This window comes from Curtobacterium sp. HSID17257 (assembly GCF_003989515.1).
Taxonomy (GTDB): domain Bacteria; phylum Actinomycetota; class Actinomycetes; order Actinomycetales; family Microbacteriaceae; genus Curtobacterium.
Map to the genome: position 1 here is coordinate 25,547 of NZ_RBLU01000003.1, position 18,375 is coordinate 43,921.

Below are 18,375 nucleotides of genomic sequence, written 5' to 3' on the forward strand. Positions count from 1 at the left end.
GAACAGCCGAGCAGACCTCATCCGTGTGACACTATTCACTAGCCGACTGCTGGGAGAACCCCTGCGGAGCCTGTGCGGGACCACGGGAACGGCCAGGATCGGGGAAGGCGGGCCGCGTGGAACTGCGCGACTACATCACTGTGCTCCGCAAGGGGTGGGTGCTCATCGTGGTGCTCGCCCTGGTGGGCGTCGCGGCGGCTGCAGGGTTCTCCCTGCTGAAGAAGCCGGTCTACTCCGCCTCGGCACAGGTGTTCGTCTCCACCGAGACGTCGGGCAGCGCGAGCGACCTGGCGCAGGGCAACACGTTCACGCAGCAGCGCGTGCTGACGTACTCGAACCTGGTGCAGACGCCGATCGTCCTCCTGCCGGTCATCTCGTCGCTCGGGCTCGACATGAACGCCGACCAGCTGGCGACGATGGTCTCGGCGACGGCGCCGACGAGCACCACGCTCATCTCGATCACCGTGCAGGGCACCGACCCGGTGCAGGCGACCGAGATCGCCAACGCGACCTCGCAGAGCCTGACGAACGTGGTGCAGGACATCGAGGCCACGGACGCGAACGGCACGAGCACCGTCAAGCTCACCCGCGTGAAGCAGGCCGACGTGCCGCTCAAGCCGGTCAGCCCCAACGTCCCCGTGAACATCGCCCTCGGTCTGCTCGTCGGTCTGGCGCTCGGCGTCGGCATCGCCGTGCTGCGCGAGACGCTCGACAACCGCGTCCGCGTCGAGACCGACGTCGAGAAGATCAGCGACAAGCCGGTCGTCGGCGGCATCGCGTTCGACAGCAAGGCATCCGAGCGGCCCCTGATCGTGCAGGTCGACCCGCGCAGCCCGCGTGCCGAGTCCTTCCGCACGCTCCGCACGAACCTGCAGTTCCTCGACCTCGGCACCGGCTCGCGCACGTTCGTCATGACGTCGTCGATGCAGTCCGAGGGCAAGAGCACCACGGTCGCGAACCTGGCGATCGCGCTCGACAGCGCCGGCTTCAAGGTCATCCTGATCGACGCCGACCTCCGCCGCCCCCGCGTCGGCGAGTACATGGAGGTCGACAGTGCTGTCGGCCTGACCGACGTGCTCATCGGTCGTGCGACCCTCGAGGACGTCGCACAGCCCTGGGGCCGTGGCAACCTGGTCGTGCTCCCCGCCGGTCAGATCCCGCCGAACCCGTCGGAGCTCCTCGGCTCGAAGGCCATGCAGGACCTCATCACGACGCTCGAGCAGCAGTTCGACTACGTGCTGTTCGACGCACCGCCGCTGCTGCCCGTCACCGACGCCGCGATCCTGTCGAAGAAGGCGTCCGGCGCCATCCTCGCGGTCGCGTCCGGCAAGACCCACAAGGGCCAGCTCGCCGCTGCGGTCGCGTCGCTCGAGAACGTCGGCGCCCCGATCGCCGGCTTCGTCATCACGATGATGCCGGTCAAGGGCCCGGGCGCGTACGGCTACGGCCGGTACGGCTACGGCTACGGGTACGGCCTGGACGAGGCGGAGCCGCCCCAGCCGACCACCAAGGCGCCGAAGAAGGCGCGGGGCAAGCTCGGCACGCTGCGCCGAGCCGACCGCTGAGACCAGGGGGACGACATGCGTGCAGGCCGGGGGGCCCGAGGCCTCGGCGACACCACGAGACGCAACACCCTGATCGGCGCCGCCGTCGCGGTGGTGCTGCTCGTCGTGGTCGACGTCGTGCTCGTCGCGATGGCGCTCGGCCACACCACGCCCGGAGCCGTCGGCACACCCCGTCCCGCCCCCACGTTCGGGGTGTCGCCCGAGGGGACGCCGTCGGCGTCCCCCACCCCGTCGCCGAGCGCGACCGCACAGGGCGAGGCGGCGGGGGAGAGCCGCCGCCTGCTGTCCGCAGTGGACGGACGGGAGGCATGGCGCGCCTCCAGTGCGACCTGTCCCGTCGCGCAGGTGGTGCTGGAGCACACCGTCGACGGGGGAGCGACGTGGACGCCCGTCACGCTCGGTGAGGACGTGCGCGCCCTGTGGGGCATGCGTGCGACGACCGACGGGCTGTCGCTGCTCGAGGCCGTCGGTGACGACTGCGCGCCGACGGAGCGGACGACCACGGACGACGGTGCGACCTGGAAGGCGGCCGCTGCCGGCGCGGCAGGCGCCGGCATCACGCCGGACGGCGTGCGACTCGGCAGCACCACGGTGGCGAACCCGTGCCCGCAGCCGCTCGACGCGTTCCAGGGCACCACCACCACGGTCGTCGTCTGCGACGGCCAGGTGGAGTGGCGGACCGGGACCGCGGCGTGGGTGGACGTGCCGCTCGGCGGCGTCCGCGGTGTCGCGGTCGACGGGAGCTCGTACACGCTCGCGCGCATCGGGAACCCGGAGTGCGACGGCGTGCAGTTCGAGACGATGACGGCGGTCGGCGTGACGCCGGCGACGCCGACCACCCCGGTCGGGTGCAGTGACGCGCGGACCGAGGGGCCGATCGCGATCGACCGCGCCGGTCAGGCCGTCTGGATCTGGGCGGGTGACGAGGTGCTCGTGTCCACGGACGGCGGCACGACGTGGTGAGCCGGAGGTCCTGGTGACCGTGCAGGGCGAGCGCGCCGCGACCACTCCGGCGAGCACGCTGGAGTGGAGCCGTCGGTACTCGCGCCGCGTGCTGGTCACCGACCTGCTCGCCCTGATCTGGGTCGTCTTCGGCGTGCAGATCGCCTGGCTCGGCTTCAGCTCGAACCTCACGACCAACACCGCCGACCTGCGCTTGAGCTACTTCGCGATCTCGATCGTCGTCATCGCCGTGTGGATGACCGGCCTGGCCGTCTACGACACCCGAGGGCCGCGCGTCATCGGTGTGGGCAGCACGGAGTACCGCCTGGTCGCCGACGCCAGCGTGCGCGTCTTCGGTTTCATCGCCATCGCGGCGTACCTGCTCCGCGTCGACCTGGCCCGTGGGTACGTCCTCATCGCGTTCCCCGTCGGCATCCTCGTCCTGCTGCTGTCCCGCTGGATGTGGCGCCAGTGGCTCGTGGCCGAGCGGAAGCACGGCGGGTACTCCGCCAGGGTGCTGCTCGTCGGCTCGACCGCGAGCGTCCTGCACATCGGCCGCGAGCTCGCACGCTCACCGGAGGCCGGCTACCGCGTGGTCGGCGCTGCCGTGGCCAGCGGCACGAGGGGCGTGCTGCCCGGCTCCACCATCGAGAGCCACGGTGGCATCGACGACGTCGCCGAGGCCCTCGCGGCCACCGGCGCCGACACGGTCGTCATCACCAGCTCCGACGACCTGCCGCCGGAGCGCGTGCGGCAGCTCAGCTGGTCGCTCGAGCCCGGCCGGCAGCACCTGGTGGTCGCACCGAGCCTGACGGACATCGGTGGTCCCCGCATCCACACCCGCCCGGTGCAGGGTCTGCCCCTCATCCACGTCGAGACACCGACCTACTCCGGCCGGAAGCTCTACACGAAGCGTGCCTTCGACCTGGTCGGCTCGGCGCTGCTCATCATCGTGCTCTCCCCGGTCCTGATCCTGCTCGCGATCCTGGTGAAGGCCGGCTCTCCAGGGCCCGTCTTCTTCCGCCAGGAACGTGTCGGGCTCAACGGTGGGACCTTCCACATGATCAAGTTCCGCTCCATGGTGGTCGACGCCGAGGCCCGCCTGCAGGAACTCAGCGCGCTCGACCGAGCAGAGGGCAACACCGTCCTCTTCAAGATGAAGAACGACCCGCGCGTCACCCGTGTCGGTGCGTTCATGCGGCGGTACAGCCTGGACGAAGTGCCGCAGCTGTTCAACGTCCTGCTCGGCAACATGTCGCTCGTCGGGCCCCGCCCGCCGCTCGCCAGCGAGGTCGAGCGGTACGACTCCCACGTCCATCGGCGCTTCCTCGTGAAGCCAGGCATGACCGGCCTGTGGCAGGTCAGTGGGCGGTCGGACCTGTCGTGGGAGGACTCGGTGCGGCTCGATCTGTACTACGTCGAAAACTGGTCCTTGGTGAGCGACCTGATCATCCTCTGGCGAACCTTCAACGCTATCCGCAGCAGTCGAGGAGCGTACTGATGCAACCGGACGTGATCGTTGTCCATGACTATGTGACGCAACGTGGTGGGGCGGAGCGCGTTGCTTTGGCGCTCTCAGCTGCGTACCCAGATCACCCTATGCTCACGGCGCTCTATGAGCCCAAGTCGACGTTCCCGGACTTCGCTCGAGTCCGAATATCGGCCTCATTCCTCAACAGCATCCCAGCGTTCAGGAAGAATCCGCAGATTGCACTGCCATTTCTTCCGCTCGCGTGGCTCTTGCGGCGCCGGGTTGACGCTGAGGCTGTCGTTGCTAGCTCCTCAGGGTGGGCTCATGCTGTTCGAGTTCGTCCCGGTACAAAGAAGATAGTCTACTGCCACAACCCGCCGCGCTGGCTCTACCAGACGGACGAGTATCTCCTAGACAGATCTGGTCTTGTTCGCCTCGCTTTGGGGATGCTGCGCCCGCTGCTTCTCGCCTGGGACCAGCGTGCAGCCGCCTCAGTCGACGAATATGTTGCTAATTCGACGTCCGTCGCGGCTCGTATCGAGCAGGCTTACGGTCGACGTGCAACCGTCGTATTTCCACCCACGTCGATCGATGTTTCAGCGGGCAGAGAACGGCCACCTGGAGTGCCGGACGACTTCTACCTCACAGTAGGACGGCGCAGAGGATACAAAGGCACCGATCAATTGGTTCGTGCTTTCGAGAAGATGACGGACAAGCGCTTGGTGGTAGTCGGCGGCACCAAACGTCAGGCTGGGTCGAATGTGACCGTCTTGAACAACATTGAGGACTCGCAGCTTCGCTGGCTGTATGCGAACGCCACTGCCTTGCTGAGCGTCTCTAGAGAGGACTTTGGTCTGACTCCAATCGAGGCAAACGCCTTCGGCACGCCTGTGCTGGCCCTGAGGGCCGGAGGCTTTCTCGATTCCCTCTCTGAAGGAGTCTCCGGACAATTCTTCGAAGATGATTCCATCGAAGGAATACTTCGCTCGATCGATGCCTTCCCTCGACACTGGGATCGTCAGGCTGTCAGACAACATGCTGAGCAGTTTTCACGAGGAAACTTCCTGAGCCGCATAGAAGCAGTCGTAAGCCGGGCGCTCCGTGATCGCCCCGCCGTATCAAAGAGTGCTGGGGCTGTCATGCCGGAGACGAGGAGTGGAGAGGAGCGCGAAGGATGAACAATTCGGGAGTCGGAGTCGTCATCGCGAGCGTCGGGCGGCCACAGGATCTCGACGAGTGCCTGCGGTCGGTGAAGTGCCAACAGCCCGCAGCCGAAGAAATTGTAGTTGTGGCCCAAACCGCGGACAGGGAGACGATCGAAGTCGCGACAGAGTGCGGAGCTCGGGTGGTTCTCGTCGAGCAGCCGGGCTTGGCATTAGCAATCGAAACCGGGATCAGAGGGTCGACTGCAGACGTTCTGGCTTTCATCGATGACGACGCGCGGGCGCTGCCCGGTTGGCTCAGAGGGATCAGCGATACGTTCGCGGCGGATCCGTCGGTTGGTCTACTTGGTGGCCGCGACAACGTAGATGGAGATCGCTCGAGTGGTGACGTCGGACTCCCAGTCGGGCGCATTCGTCGGGGCAAAATCATCGGGAATCATCATCGTGGTCTAGGCGAGTTCAGGTACGTGCAACACGTCAAGGGTGCAAACATGAGCATGCGACGCGCTCAGGCACAGGCCGTACCGTTATCGTTTCTCGTGACTGGAGGCGGGGCTCAGGTAAGGAACGAATTCGTTCTCAGTCTGGCCATCAGCGCACAGGGGTATCGAGTCGCTTATGACCCGCGCCTGCAGGTGGATCACTTCCCTGCAAGGCGGGCAGAAAGTGATCTTCGTGTAACCGTTGATCCTCAAAGAACATTCGTTCGTCGAGCGAATGAAGCTGCTGCGTTCATCTACGCAGGGCAGACGACTGGATGGGCCGCCTTCGCTCTCAGGGCAATATTGATTGGTGACCGCGCAGCACCCGGCCTTTTGCTTTCTCTCCAAGCACGCCGAGGTTTCGTGCAGCTGTGGTACAACGTGCGGGGTGTGGTCGAGGGAATCCGGAAAGGTACCGCAGCGCGCACGAAGTACTCAAAGATTGTTCGAGGATGAGCGGCCCGCGAAGCATCCGCCAGTTGATGAACTCTGGAGCCGATGGTTGGGGTCTGATCGTCGTGGCGATAGGCGCTACGGTCGGACTTGTTTTCGTTTCCCTCACGACGGGGCTCAGGTCGGCCCTGTTTTTGCTACTACTTGTCGCACTTGTGGCGTTCTTCAACCGTCGCTTCGTGCTCAAAGCGGTGGTCGTACTCATTCCTTTCATGCCTCTCGTGCGAAGACTCGTCGCCGATGGTGGCAGCGGTGATGTTGACCCTCTCTCGATTGCGATGCTGGCGGCGTCGACTCTAGTGCTGGTCGCTTCAATGCGCGACGGGCTGCGATCCCGAGACGGACTCCGGGGGCTCAACCTACTTGTCCTGTTAGTCGTCCTCTCGGTCGCGCTTAGCTTCGGCGCGAGTGGAGGAGTAACGGCAGATGCCATCTTCAGCGCGGCGTCCGTTTGTGTCTGCCTCCTGCTCGTGGCAACGATTGCGGCTGGAGTGGTGCCGGACGTTTGGGCCGCGGCGGAAAAAGCTTTGCCGGTGCTCGGGGTGCTCAGCGGTGCTTATGGCCTGTTCCAGTTCTACTATCTGCCGAGCTGGGACAAGAGTTGGATGCTGGCGTCGGGGCTAAGAAGTATTGGGCAAGCGATTCCGATGCAGGTGCGCATTTTCGGCCCCTCCGAGGCGCCAGGTCCCTACGCCTTCCTTCTAGGTCTTTGTGCCACGATCGCAGTCGCCAAGGCACTGTCCGTCGGGGGCCCCCGACGCTTCGTTTTCGCCGGCGTAGCCATTTTCCTTCTTTTCCCAATGCTGGTGTCCGGTGTTCGGACTGCGATTCTGGCCGTTGCGATAGCTATCGGAGCGCTGTTGATCTTTCGGGCCCGAGGTTTCGCACGCGTTGTGCCGTTGTTGTTCCTCGGGGTCATGTTCTTTGCATTGAGCTACGTGCAGGGGCGGCTCTCAGCGACTAGCACGCTCTTCGCAGGCAGTCGATATACCGGTTTCGACGCGTCTACCGACACTTCGTTCCGCGAAAGACTTGCCCTTCTAGAGATGCTACGCAACCCGGGCGCCTACCTCGTCGGTCGTCCAGCTGGGGGCAGATATGACAACATCGTCGTTGATGTTCTCGTCAACTTCGGTCTGGTCGCGGCGATTGGGCTCGTCCTTGCCTTAACTCTTTCGGCCGTCGCTGCAATCGCTAATCTTCGTAAGGGCGTGGGTGAAACTGGGGCTGTTGCCACAGTGTTCGCCCTGGTAACGGCTGCGAGTGGAAACATATTTTTGTCTGGCTACGGGATACTAATAGCGCTAGCATTCGGTTCTACGCTGCTTCAGTGGTCAGCGCGACGCAGATCGTTGCAGGTTCCCGTGGAAAGTGAGCAGAGGCGAGGGAGTGAGCGCCACGCTCTGGAGGCGACTGATGGTTGATACAGCAGCGGCACGTCGACCTTTGGTCCTGCACGTGAACCATTCAGTGGAGTTCGGCGGTGCCGAACTCGCCCTCGCGCGTCTACTTCAAGCGAACGAAGAGTGGCGGGCGGTTCTATTGCTGCCACGTCAACGCCGTGCATCTAAGCGAATTGCGGAGCCCTTCGATAGTCTTGAGGGTGGTAATACGACCGTTCTGCGTTACGGTCCGCCTCCTAAGTCCGGTGCAAGCTCGAATGGGGGCTCTCTGCGGGTTATCGGATTCGGAATCAGCTTGTTGAGGCTGTCCCTGAGTGTCACGAGATCAGTCTGGTCGATGAAGCCTCAAGTAGTGTGGGCAAACAGTTCTCGTGCAGCGGTGTATGCAGCCCTCGCCCCTCGGCCAAGGAGAACGTCATTCATACTGCATTTACGCGATCGAGTTGAGAAGGATGCGCTCGGGCGCCTCGGCTATCTTGCGATGACGCGTGTGGCGCTCAGGCGGGCCGATGGAGTCGTAGCCAATTCGGACAGCACTCTGGCCTCGGCTAGAAGGTTTCTGAAGCCGAGTACGCGAGCAATCGTCCTGCAGAGTCCTGCGGGGCTCGTTCGCGTCACGCCTGAGCAACTCGCAGCTCGTCAGCAGACCAGGGACCCGACCGTTGTGAGAATCGGTATGGTTGCGCGACTTGATCCGTGGAAGGGCCAACATCTAGTTCTTCGCGCGCTGGCGCTGGCCTCCGACAGAGGGCTAGTCCCCTCAGTGGTTCTCCACGTGGCCGGCGCGGCCGAGTTCGGACACGAGAGCTATCGGCAGGAGTTAGCCGATCTGGTCACAGAATTGGACCTCGACGACAAGGTGGTGTTCGAGGGACGCGTTGACGATGTCAACTCTTTCATCGACCGGATGGACATTTGCGTACAGTACTCAACGCGGCCCGAGCCTCTCGGTCAGAACGTTCTCCAGTATCTGGCTCGTGGATCCGCCGTCATCGCAGCGAATGAGGGTGGGCCCGCCGAGTGGATCAAGGACGGAGAGAATGGCCGTTTAGTGCGGCCTACGTCCCTGGCCGATTTGGCAGATGCGATCGCTGATCTTGTCGAGGATGACAAAGAGCGCCTACGCCTCGGCCTGAACGCTTCCCGGACAGCTGGACTTCGCACCGACTCCGAGATTGTCGCAGAAGCCGCGGAGTATTTGACTAGCGAGACACGGAAGCAAACGAGAGTAGGGGGCGCTTTGAAAGTACGAATGACAGGATCGGAATGGTTCGCGTCCCGTCCGGGTGGCCTAAACCGCTACTTCATTGAGCTCTACTCGGCGATGCGCGAACTCGAGGGTGTAGAAGTCGACGCGGTTGCTTTCGGCGAGGCTCCGCTCGGAGGGCGTTCGTGGGGGCCGACGCGACTTCCTCTGCTGCGTCGGCTTTTCAAGTCGTTCGCGCGGACGGATGATATCGATGTCGTAGATCGCCACTTCTGCCTTTACGGCGTGTATCCAAAGCCGCCCCGGAGGACCCGCAGACCGCTTTCGGTAGTTCACTTCCATGGGCCGTGGGCAGCTGAAAGCGCCGCTGCCGGTGGTTCCTCCTTCGCGAATTGGGTCAAGCGAGCTATCGAGAGGCGCCGGTACCGCTCTGCCGACCTCGTCGTGGTGTTATCGCGAGCATTTGAAGAGGTGGTGATTCACAACTACGGCGTCCGTCCGGAGCGAGTCCGCGTCATTTCGCCGGGAGTGCGTATTCCCTCAGAAAGGGCGCGGACCGTCGATGCGTCGCGGGAGTTCGTGGGCCCGATTGTCTTGTGTGTCCGTCGGCTGGAGCGTCGGATGGGCATCGACACGCTGATCCAGGCTTGGGGGAGGGTGCTCGCGGCGCACCCTTCCGCTCGGCTACGAATCGTTGGCGATGGGTCCGAGCGTTGTGCCTTGGAGAAGCTGGCTGGCCCTCTTGGCAAGTCAGTGACGTTCCTCGGGCGGGTGTCCGATGAGCTCCTCGAAGCCGAGTATGCGCAGTGCGCGTTGACTGTCGTCCCGAGCCGCTCCCTAGAAGGCTTTGGTCTTATAGCCCTAGAGTCCTTGGCTCATGGGAAGGCTCCAATCGTGACGGATTGTGGCGGCCTTCCTGATTCGGTGAGGGATCTGGACCCGTCTCTCATAGTCGCGAGGGAGTCAGAAGAAGGATTGTCTGCACGTATCATTGAGGGGCTCAACGGTGTTCTCCCGGATGAGGTGCAATGTCGGGCTCATGCTGAAAGATTCTCGTGGGCAATCTGTGCTCGAAAGCACATCGAAACATACGGTGAGTACCGTGGCTGATGCTCGACGTGACCCCGCGGCCCCCTTGCGGGTTACTTTGATCACACCAGAATGGCCCGGCGCGGAGCATTCCGGCGGCGTTGCACGCTACGCTTTCCGGTTGGCGAGCGAGCTGTCTCGTGAGGTCGCTCTCACTGTGGTCACTGTTGCGGGCAACGACTCCGATCTGGAAACGGTCGACGTAATGCGTTGTAAGCGGGATAGTGGACGATTCGGTCGCTACTACCTGCTTCCGTTTCGCCTTCGAAAGCTCGTCCGCGCGAGTGCGCCGGACGTCGTTCACAGTTTTGGGGATGATTGGGCGATCGGGCACCGTTGGCCGCTCGTGAGGACTTTCCATGGATCCGCCCTTCGAGAGGCTCGTTCTTCACGGGGTTTGCGCAAGGTGAACCACCTGATCCTCAGTGTGCTCGAGCATGTCAGTGCCCAGCGTGCGGACATCAAGATCGCTGTTGGTGCTGATTCGCAGGAAGAGTTCCGTTGTGACACTGCCATGCCTCCCGTATCCCGCCTCCGGCGCTCGGATGCGCGGAGCCCTGATCCCACGGTGGTATTCATCGGCTCCTTCCACGGCCGAAAGCGAGGTTCGTTGATCTCCAATGCCGTCGAGGAACTGCGGTCTGACACTGTTCTACCGATCCGTCTAGTCGTGGTCGGCCCGGAGGATGACGGCGCCAATTGGCCAGAGGACGTGGACCACCGCAGTGGCTTGTCAGACCAGGAGGTACGTGAACTCATCTCGACGAGCTGGGTCCTGGCTGCTCCCTCGGAGTACGAAGGTTTCGGCATACCAGTCTATGAGGCGCTCGCGCTTGGCACCCCAGCGATCACGACACATACTCCAGGCTCAGACTTCCTCTCGTCCCAACTCGATGGAGCGGAAGGACTGATCTTCACGGATGAGGTCGGTCTCAAGACCTCTCTCCGTCGCGTTCTGGAGCGGGGGCCCGTCGACCATGACGCGATTCCTGCACGACAGGTTGATCCACTGCTGCGCCTTGGAAGTAGCGAACGGCTGGTCAACGAGCTGTATCCCGAGGCCAGGCGTCGCTTCCGGCGTGCGGAAGCGCGTCGAGTTCAATGACGATAAGAGGGACCGCGAGTCGTCACTTTCGCCGTGCGATCCGATTAGGTCAGACTGCAGGGGTGACCTACCTCGGAATGGGTCTGAGCCTTCTATCGGCCCCGCTCTTAGCTCGCGAACTAGGAGCGGACGGTCGCGGCGTTCTAGCTGCCGCCTTCGTGCTGGTTCAGCTATTGTCCTGGAGCGCATTCCTAGGCCTCCCGCGTGGCCTCGCTATGCAGGAACTGCGGAACGGCTACGCCTCACGGAACGCCCTACGTGTGGTAACGCTGCTTGGCCCGATCGCAGCAGTCATCGCGTTCATTGCCTCTGGGGCGGCGGCGAACGGCGACGACCGGATCGCTACCTACATAAAGGTGGCAGCGTCCGTGCTGGTCCTGGCCGGGCTTGGCGCGGTCGGCGTTGAGCGTGCCCTGATCCGCGGGCAGCTGCTCGCGGTCAACTTGTCTCGCGCTCTGAACCTCGTTCTTCCATCTCTGGCTATCATCATCGCGTTCGGCTCGGGCGTCCTGACCCTGCAGTCTGCGTTTGTCATAACCCTCTCGGGGCAGATGCTCTCGGTTTTGCTCGGTATTGTGTTGGCGACTCCGCTTTTGCGTAGCCGGACGCGTATTCCGGCGCCTTGGAGGTTCAGCTTGCACTACTGGGGGGGCTCCGCGTTCGATGGAATCGGAGCGCGCGTGGATCAGTTGATCCTTGCTGCTTGCGTGCTCCCAAACCAATTGGGCGTATACGCAGTGGCGGTCACCTGCGCTTCGGCGGCGGGAGGTTTCACACAGGCTTTGAATCAGCTCACCTACTCTCGTTTCGCATCGCTCCCGATCGGTTCTGATGACGCGCCCATGCTCCGGAAGCGGACGTTCATAGGGCTCGCAATGTCGGCCCTCTCGGGAGGACTGATCGTAGTCGTAGTGGCGCTGTGGGGCGACTGGTTGTTCGGGTCGTCCTTCGATGGGCTTTTTCCGATAGTGAGCGTACTGGTCATCGCGCAAGCGATGAATGATCAGTGGCAATTACGAACATACTTAGATTCAGCGTCCGGTGATCCGAGTGCTCTCATGTGGGCCTCGGCTTGTGGCATGGTCGTACTCGTGGCTGTAGCGGTCTTGCTTGGAATGTCAGGCAATTTGAGCGGTCTGAGTATGGCTTGGGCACTCGTTGGCTTTGCGGCTGTTCGGCTAGCGGTGCGGGCCATCATCCACCGCACGCGACCGGCGCCTGTCTGAATCATATCTTCTCAAGGGAATCTGTCGCATGATAATCGCTGACCCATCCGCGCTCTGGTACCTTTCCACCCGGTTGCACCAGAAAGGCCATAAGCGACTAGCGCGTCTCATCAAGTTTTACAACTTTGTTGTGTTTCGGGCCATATTGCCCCCGGAAGCCGCATTAGCGGCACCGGTCGAGCTAGGGCACTTTGGTTTCGGCGTTGTAATCCACCCCAACGTGTCGATAGGACGGGAAGTCAAGCTTTGGCATGGTGTCACGCTCTCTGTGTCCGATGCAATCGGTGGTCCGACACTATTGCGGATTGGTAACGATGTGGAACTGGGGGCCGGGAGCGTCGTGGTGACGCGTGAGCGCGCTGATCTTCACATCTGTGACCATGTCCGTGTCGGAGCGAACGCAGTTGTCACTCGTTCGCTCACATCTGCCGGGTCGTACGGAGGTGTGCCCGCATTCCTGTTAGATGATCGAGGTGGCCGGCAGGGTGATTAGGCGGTTAGGCCGAACCGTTCTTTGTGCTGATTACGAAGTGTTCGGAGAGTTGATTGCTGCTGAATAGCCTGTTAGATCGAACGCGACGTGAGGGAAGAGTGCTCCGGGCAGTTATCTGCTATTTGACACATGGGGTGAAGGGTGGGCGTCGTGCAACCATGGAGTACAGCCGGATCCGCGTGGAGAATGAGGGCCGGCTCGCGGTCGGCGAACGCGCGCGTTTCGTGTCGGCTGAAGCTCGGACGTTGTTGCAAGTGCGACCGGGTGCCAGGCTCAGTATCGGAGCGCGTGCGCTGATCAACTCCGGCGTCACGATCACAGCGGCTAGCCTCGTGCTGATCGGGGACGACGTGAAGATTGGTTCCTTCGCAGCGATAACGGACTCCGGGAGTCACGAGGTCGAGGCGGGAGGCGGCGTGAAGGTTGAGCAAGTCGTCATTGAGGACAATGTCTGGATCGGTCGTGGAGCTTTTGTTCTCCCGGGGGTGACGGTTGGAGCGAATAGCGTCGTAGGGGCGGGATCCGTCGTTACGTCAGATGTTCCTCCAGACACGGTGGTAGGAGGCGCGCCCGCTCGGGTTATTCGCCAGTTGAACGGGAACGGCGGCGTGCGCGCCTAGCCTTCCGCGAGTCCCAAATTCCAAACGAACCTAATGAAGCGTTTCGTTATCGAGAAGGTAGTCTGATCCTCATGTCCGACCAGCCCGAGTCGCGACGCACTGCTGTACGCCGGGGGAACAGGGCCCGGACCGTGCTGTGGATCGTCCTCGCCGTCGTCCTTCTGCTGATCCTCGCTGTCGCCTGGGTGGGGGTGCGCGGCGCTCTGGCCAAGGGACACCTCGAGCGAGCGGTCGCCGACGTCGACACGCTTCGCTCGCAGTTGAGTGGCGGGGACACGTCCGGCGCGCAGGGGACGGCTGCGAAGCTCGAGGACGAGGCTTCGGCGGCCCGGTCCCTGACGAGCGACCCGATCTGGGCCACCTCTGAGTACGTCCCGTTCTTCGGAACAAACCTGCGTGCCGTGCGGCAGATCGCCGGGATCGTGGACGACGTCTCGAGCGGGGCGGTCGCGCCGGTCTCCGGCGTCGTCGGCGAGCTCGGGTCGGACTCCTTTGCTCCGAAGGACGGCAAGGTTGACCTCGAACCGCTCAAGCGCGCGCAAGCGCCGGTGCAGCAGGCGGCGACGGCGGTCAGCAAGGCATCGAAGGACGCTGGCGCGATCGACGTCAGCGGGACGCTCTCACCGGTGACCTCGGCCGTCAACCAGCTGCGGAATGCGTTGCACTCGGTCGAGGGACAGGTCGACGTTGCAAATCGTGTCGTTCAACTCGCTCCCGCGATGCTCGGCGCGGACGGCGACCGGCGGTACCTGCTGCTGTTCCAGAACAACGCCGAACTCCGGGCGGGCGGTGGCATCCCCGGTGCCGTGGCGCTGCTGAACGTGCAGGACGGCGGGATCTCGCTGCAGGAGCAGCGTTCCGGGCAGTCGTTCGGCCCGTACCCGGAGCCCGTCCTACCGCTCGACGACGCGACGGACGGTTTGTACGGCGACATCACCGCCCGCTACATGCAGGACGTCACGCTCACCCCGCGCTTCGACGTTTCAGCCGAACTCGCTCGAGAGATGTGGAAGCGCGAGACCGGCACCCAGGTCGATGGTGTCCTCGCGATGGACCCCGTGACCCTCGGGTACCTGTTGCAGGCGACCGGGCCGGTTTCGTTACCGACCGGCGACACGCTGACGTCGGACAACGCGGTGCGGTTGCTCCTGAACGAGGCCTACGCCCGCTACCCGGATCCGGACGTGCAGGATGCATTCTTCGCATCGGCGGCGAGCTCGGTCTTCCAGAAGGTCTCGAGCGGCGGATTCGGCACGAAGCGGTTCGTCGCCGCGTTGACGAAGGCGTCGGGTGAGGGCCGTTTGCGGCTCTGGAGTGCGGACGAGGGCGAAGAGCGACTCATCGCAGGGACCTCGCTCGCCGGCGAGTTGCCGACCGTCTCTCCGGAGACCCGACAGTTCGGTGTCTACCTGAACGACGGCACCGGCTCGAAGATGGACTACTACCTCGAGAAGACCGTCTCGGTCGGTTCGTCGGTCTGCCGGCAGGACGGTCTGCCGACCTCCGCGGTGGAGGTCACGATCACGAACACCGCGCCTGCTGATGCCGCGACGAGCCTGCCGAAGTACGTCACCGGTGGCGGTTCGTTCGGGACCGAGCCCGGCAAGATCAAGACCCTCATCGCGATCTACGCGCCGAAGGATGCGATCTTCCTCGGCGCCTCGCAGGACGGCAAGGCGGTCGGCGTGCAGACGGCCATCGACGACGGACATCCGGTCGCACAGCTCCGGACGGTTCTGGCTCCGGGCGAGAGTGCGACGTTCCGGGTCGCCTTCCTCGGTGAAGCGAAGAACGCGCACGCTGGTACCGAGGTCGTCTCGACGCCGGGAGTCGAGCAGACGAAGACCCTGCCGCTCCGGTTCGACTGCACGAAGCCGATCCCTGCGGGCTGAGCGCGAACTGTAGACCCGTCGCCCCTGTCTCGAGGGGACCGTTCGTCGTGTTGCGCCGCAAGACGCGGTCCGACGCGTCCCCAGAACAGGGGGCACGAAGCGCGGCTGAGTGCGTGCGAACCACTGCACAGTGCATGCCCAGGGGCCCCGCGAGCGGTCGAGTAGGAGCAGAAAGCTTTCTCTGATCAGGGCTTCCCGTCATGCACCGCGAGGTCCACCGTGCTCCGGCGGGCCCTGGTCGGCGTCCACCGCGTTGTCCTCGTTGCGTTACATCTATCGAAACTTTTCAATCCGGTGGCAACAACCTGAGGATTCCCGCTAGATTGAGGGAACTTCGTCATCGCAACTGTGTGCAGCACGGGTCTTGCGAGCGGTGTACGGGCTCTGGGTGTCAGGGTCTGACGGATCAGATCACTAGGGGAAAACACTTCTATGAAGAAGCTCATCGCCGCTGCCCTCCTCGCGGGCGCAGCCTTCATCGCGGTTCCGACCGCCGCCAACGCTGCCGGGTACACGCCGGACTCGGACATCTCGGTCTCCGGTAACTACGTCGCGGGCGGCACTGCTGTCGTCAGCTTCACTCCGGGCGCCTTCATCGATGGCGAGACCGTTCGTGTCCAGGTCACCGGTGCCGGTGCGGTCACGCTCGGTGCCCTGCCGACGACCACCGTCTCGAAGGACTACACCGCGAACGCCGACGGCTCGCTCGCCGTGCGCGTCACGTTCCCGGCCGGCGGCTCGGGTACCTACAACCTGACCGCGACCGGTGCAAGCTCCGGTGTCACCGGCCGCGCCGACTTCACCATCGCGCCGGCTGGCACGGCGGGCACCGTCGGTTCGACGGGCAACTCCGGCACCCCCGGCCAGCTCGCCTTCACCGGTGGCACCATCTCGACGCTCGGCCTCTGGGCTGCCGGCGGCGCCATCGTCCTCGGTGGTGGCCTCCTGGTCGTCCGCAAGTCGGTCCGTCGTCAGCACGACGCCGCCTGAGCTCAGCTCGACTGAACGAGGCCCCCGGCACTTCGGTGCCGGGGGCCTCGTTGCGTCGTCAGCGGGCGACGGGGCGGGTCAGGTGACGATCAGCGCGATGGCCACGACGGCGACCACGGCGAGCGGCGCGACGACCCACAGCCACCAGGGGAACATCGAGGGTCGCCGGTAGGGGCGCGGTTGCTTCCGATTCGGGTTCGGGTCCATGTGCCGACAGTAGGTCGCAGTGTGCCGGGGTGGTTCGAATGTCTCCAGATCTTCATGCAGCGGCGCGCGGATGTCCCTGAGCCGCACTCACGCGGGCATGACCGAGCACCACGATCCCCACCAACACCCCGAGCACCGCCCCCGAGGTGTTCGCCAGCACGTCGTCCACCGACGCGAACCGCGCCGGCAGGAACAGCGCCTGCACCGTCTCGATCGCGCAGCTCGCCAGGAACCCGCCGAGCATGCCGACCCACCACGCCCGCGCCCCGAAGAGCAGCAGCACGAAGAACCCGAACGGCGCGAAGAAGACCACGTTCGCCGTGAACTCGACCGCGTCGTACCCGAGCCACCCCGGGGCTCCGAGCCGGTGCCCCGCCGCGATCGCCCGCACCAGCCAGGGGTGGATCCCGCCGTCGACGGGGGAGCCCGCCGTGGCCACCAGCACGACGACGAGCGCGTAGGCGGCCGCGAGCGTCCACGCCACCCGCCTGGTGCGACCCGATGCGTGCGCCGCCCGCAAGCGAGCGTGCCACGCGGCATCGGCGAGCGACCCGATCGCGACGCCGACGAAGCCGGCGAGCGCGACGGACCGGAAGCGCCCACCCGGCGTCGCGGACTGCGCCGCCACGACGGCGGCGGCCACCAGCACGACGACCGCGCTCACCAGCGCGCGCCGGAGGACCCCGTCCGGCCGGGAGGCCCGGCTCGCCCTCGCCAGCAGCACCGGCAGCACGGCGGTCACCAGGGACACCGCGATCGCCGTCACGAACCCGTCACCGAGTGTCAGGGTGCCGTGTCCGAGCGCGCGCAGCGCGCCCACGACGTGGAGCAGAGCGGACCGCACCCGGTCGGCGAGACCGGGCACCAGGAGCACCAGGGCCACGAGCGCGACCGCAGCCAGCATCCCGCTGCGCACGATGGTGGTCCTGGTCGTGGTGGTCATCGGGAACGACGGTAGTGGGCCGTGCCTCCCGGCCGGGCGGGACGCGAGGGCACCTCGAGAAGCCGTAGAAACCAGTTCATCCACGAAACGAGTACCCCGATCGTCCCCCTGTACCCCGTTCTCGTGTCCCCCTGGCCCGGAAATCCGGGGGTGTACCCCGGTGCGTATGCACGGAACCCGTGAAAGGGCGGGCATCGCTAGCGGGGCCGGGGGACGCTCTCGTACGGTTGTCTCAACAGCAGATGTACCCCGGATCGCGAAGGAGAGCGACATGAGCACCACGGTCACCACCGACACCCGCGAGGTCACCCTCGACACCGACACGGTCGACGTCATCGCGATCCTCGAGGCCGAGGCAGAGCACTCCGGCCGCGCCGCACGTGCCAAGACCACCTGGTCGCAGGAGGACGACGGCGAGTGGATCGCCAACTACGGCGGCTACTTCGGCGGCAGCGTCGACAAGCGCGACGGCCGCTACGTCGCCTCGGACACCTTCGGACTCGTGGTCGGCGACTTCGCCACCCTCGACGAGGCCCAGACGAAGCTCTCGGACCAGCTCCACGTGATGCTGCCGTCCGTCATCCGCCCGATCGCGTAGTGCCCGACGACCATCCGGCACTGACCGCGGCCAAACCCACCAGCCAGACCCGGAGCACCAGCATCACCAGCACGATCAGCGCCACCAGCACCGTCCAGCACCACAGCAGCACGAGGAGCACCACCATGAGCACCAGCGTCGCCAACAGCCAACAGGCCGAGGTGACCGTGGACACGGCGACCATCGAGGTCATCACCGGCATCGCAGCCGGCGTCGTGTCCCCCGATGCACCGGCCCGGGCGCACGTCGTCTGGTCCGAGGCCGACTCGGGGCTCTGGGCCGCGAACTACGGCGGCTACTACGGCGGTGTGATCGACCAGCAGGGCGCGCACTACTTCGTGTCCGACACGTACGGACAGTACGTCGGTGACTTCCGCTCGCTGCACGAGGCACAGGACCGCCTGGCCGAGCGCCTGCACGACCTGCTGCCGGACGTGCGCCGCACGCTCGACTGACCTGTTCCGACGAACCGCTCGGAACGGCGGAGGGCCGGGACACCGTCTGGTGTCCCGGCCCTCCGCCGTTG

Annotated in this window: 17 protein-coding genes; 14 read left to right on the top strand and 3 right to left on the bottom strand. The window is 64.6% G+C overall.

All coding sequences use genetic code 11. The features are described from left to right. Positions 1-116 precede the first annotated feature (116 nt). The 12 genes from D8M35_RS01170 to D8M35_RS01230 all read left to right on the top strand — a co-directional run bounded on the left by D8M35_RS01170 (position 117) and on the right by D8M35_RS01230 (position 16,101). Complete coding sequence (locus tag D8M35_RS01170) at positions 117-1,565, top strand: polysaccharide biosynthesis tyrosine autokinase (RefSeq protein ID WP_126890155.1); 1,449 nt, start codon at positions 117-119, stop codon at positions 1,563-1,565. A 15-nt stretch (positions 1,566-1,580) separates the two neighbouring features. Continuing rightward, the gene (locus D8M35_RS16295) at positions 1,581-2,528 is read left to right on the top strand and encodes a hypothetical protein (protein WP_153257419.1); all 948 of its coding nucleotides are present in this window, start codon (positions 1,581-1,583) and stop codon (positions 2,526-2,528) included. A gap of 13 nt (positions 2,529-2,541) precedes the next feature. Continuing rightward, positions 2,542-4,008 carry a sugar transferase gene (locus D8M35_RS01180; protein ID WP_238638041.1) on the top strand — a complete coding sequence of 489 codons (1,467 nt, stop codon included), beginning with the start codon at positions 2,542-2,544 and terminating at the stop codon, positions 4,006-4,008. Beyond that, positions 4,008-5,156 carry a glycosyltransferase gene (locus D8M35_RS01185; RefSeq protein ID WP_126890156.1) on the top strand — a complete coding sequence of 383 codons (1,149 nt, stop codon included), beginning with the start codon at positions 4,008-4,010 and terminating at the stop codon, positions 5,154-5,156. Before D8M35_RS01180 ends, D8M35_RS01185 begins: the two co-directional genes overlap by 1 nt. Next, positions 5,153-6,079, top strand: a complete 927-nt coding sequence (locus D8M35_RS01190; protein WP_126890157.1) for a glycosyltransferase family A protein — start codon at positions 5,153-5,155, stop codon at positions 6,077-6,079. The genes D8M35_RS01185 and D8M35_RS01190 overlap by 4 nt, the downstream gene beginning before the upstream one ends. 26 nt (positions 6,080-6,105) lie before the next feature. After that, positions 6,106-7,500, top strand: a complete 1,395-nt coding sequence (locus D8M35_RS01195) for an O-antigen ligase family protein (protein ID WP_126890158.1) — start codon at positions 6,106-6,108, stop codon at positions 7,498-7,500. Beyond that, entirely contained in the window at positions 7,493-9,796 is a 2,304-nt protein-coding gene (locus D8M35_RS01200; RefSeq protein ID WP_238638046.1) for a glycosyltransferase family 4 protein, read from the top strand. Before D8M35_RS01195 ends, D8M35_RS01200 begins: the two co-directional genes overlap by 8 nt. Further along, the gene (locus D8M35_RS01205) at positions 9,789-10,880 is read left to right on the top strand and encodes a glycosyltransferase family 4 protein (protein ID WP_161972549.1); all 1,092 of its coding nucleotides are present in this window, start codon (positions 9,789-9,791) and stop codon (positions 10,878-10,880) included. Before D8M35_RS01200 ends, D8M35_RS01205 begins: the two co-directional genes overlap by 8 nt. Positions 10,881-10,942: 62 nt before the next feature. Further along, positions 10,943-12,106, top strand: coding sequence for an oligosaccharide flippase family protein (locus tag D8M35_RS01210; protein ID WP_161972550.1), 1,164 nt, complete (start codon positions 10,943-10,945; stop codon positions 12,104-12,106). A gap of 651 nt (positions 12,107-12,757) precedes the next feature. Beyond that, a complete protein-coding gene (locus D8M35_RS17155; RefSeq protein ID WP_126890163.1) occupies positions 12,758-13,219 on the top strand; it encodes a DapH/DapD/GlmU-related protein in 462 nt (153 codons plus the stop codon). A gap of 131 nt (positions 13,220-13,350) precedes the next feature. Continuing rightward, entirely contained in the window at positions 13,351-15,111 is a 1,761-nt protein-coding gene (locus tag D8M35_RS01225; RefSeq protein ID WP_161972551.1) for a DUF4012 domain-containing protein, read from the top strand. Between the two features lie 432 nt (positions 15,112-15,543). Next, complete coding sequence (locus tag D8M35_RS01230) at positions 15,544-16,101, top strand: sortase (RefSeq protein ID WP_126890165.1); 558 nt, start codon at positions 15,544-15,546, stop codon at positions 16,099-16,101. Positions 16,102-16,179: 78 nt separating this feature from the next. On the opposite strand, the gene D8M35_RS17160 is transcribed toward D8M35_RS01230, so the two are convergent. Together D8M35_RS17160 and D8M35_RS01235 are read right to left on the bottom strand one after the other, a co-directional pair. After that, the gene (locus D8M35_RS17160; RefSeq protein ID WP_274542755.1) at positions 16,180-16,308 is read right to left on the bottom strand and encodes a hypothetical protein; all 129 of its coding nucleotides are present in this window, start codon (positions 16,306-16,308) and stop codon (positions 16,180-16,182) included. Between the two features lie 52 nt (positions 16,309-16,360). After that, complete coding sequence (locus tag D8M35_RS01235) at positions 16,361-17,251, bottom strand: VanZ family protein (protein WP_161972552.1); 891 nt, start codon at positions 17,249-17,251, stop codon at positions 16,361-16,363. A gap of 271 nt (positions 17,252-17,522) precedes the next feature. Between D8M35_RS01235 and D8M35_RS01240 the strand changes: the two genes are divergently transcribed. After that, entirely contained in the window at positions 17,523-17,849 is a 327-nt protein-coding gene (locus D8M35_RS01240) for a hypothetical protein (RefSeq protein WP_126890167.1), read from the top strand. On the opposite strand, the gene D8M35_RS16300 is transcribed toward D8M35_RS01240, so the two are convergent. Next, a complete protein-coding gene (locus D8M35_RS16300; protein WP_153257420.1) occupies positions 17,830-17,976 on the bottom strand; it encodes a hypothetical protein in 147 nt (48 codons plus the stop codon). The genes D8M35_RS01240 and D8M35_RS16300 overlap by 20 nt on opposite strands. Between D8M35_RS16300 and D8M35_RS01245 the strand changes: the two genes are divergently transcribed. Beyond that, complete coding sequence (locus D8M35_RS01245; protein ID WP_126890168.1) at positions 17,975-18,304, top strand: hypothetical protein; 330 nt, start codon at positions 17,975-17,977, stop codon at positions 18,302-18,304. The two genes, D8M35_RS16300 and D8M35_RS01245, sit on opposite strands and share 2 nt — an antisense overlap. The last annotated feature ends 71 nt before the right edge of the window (positions 18,305-18,375 follow it).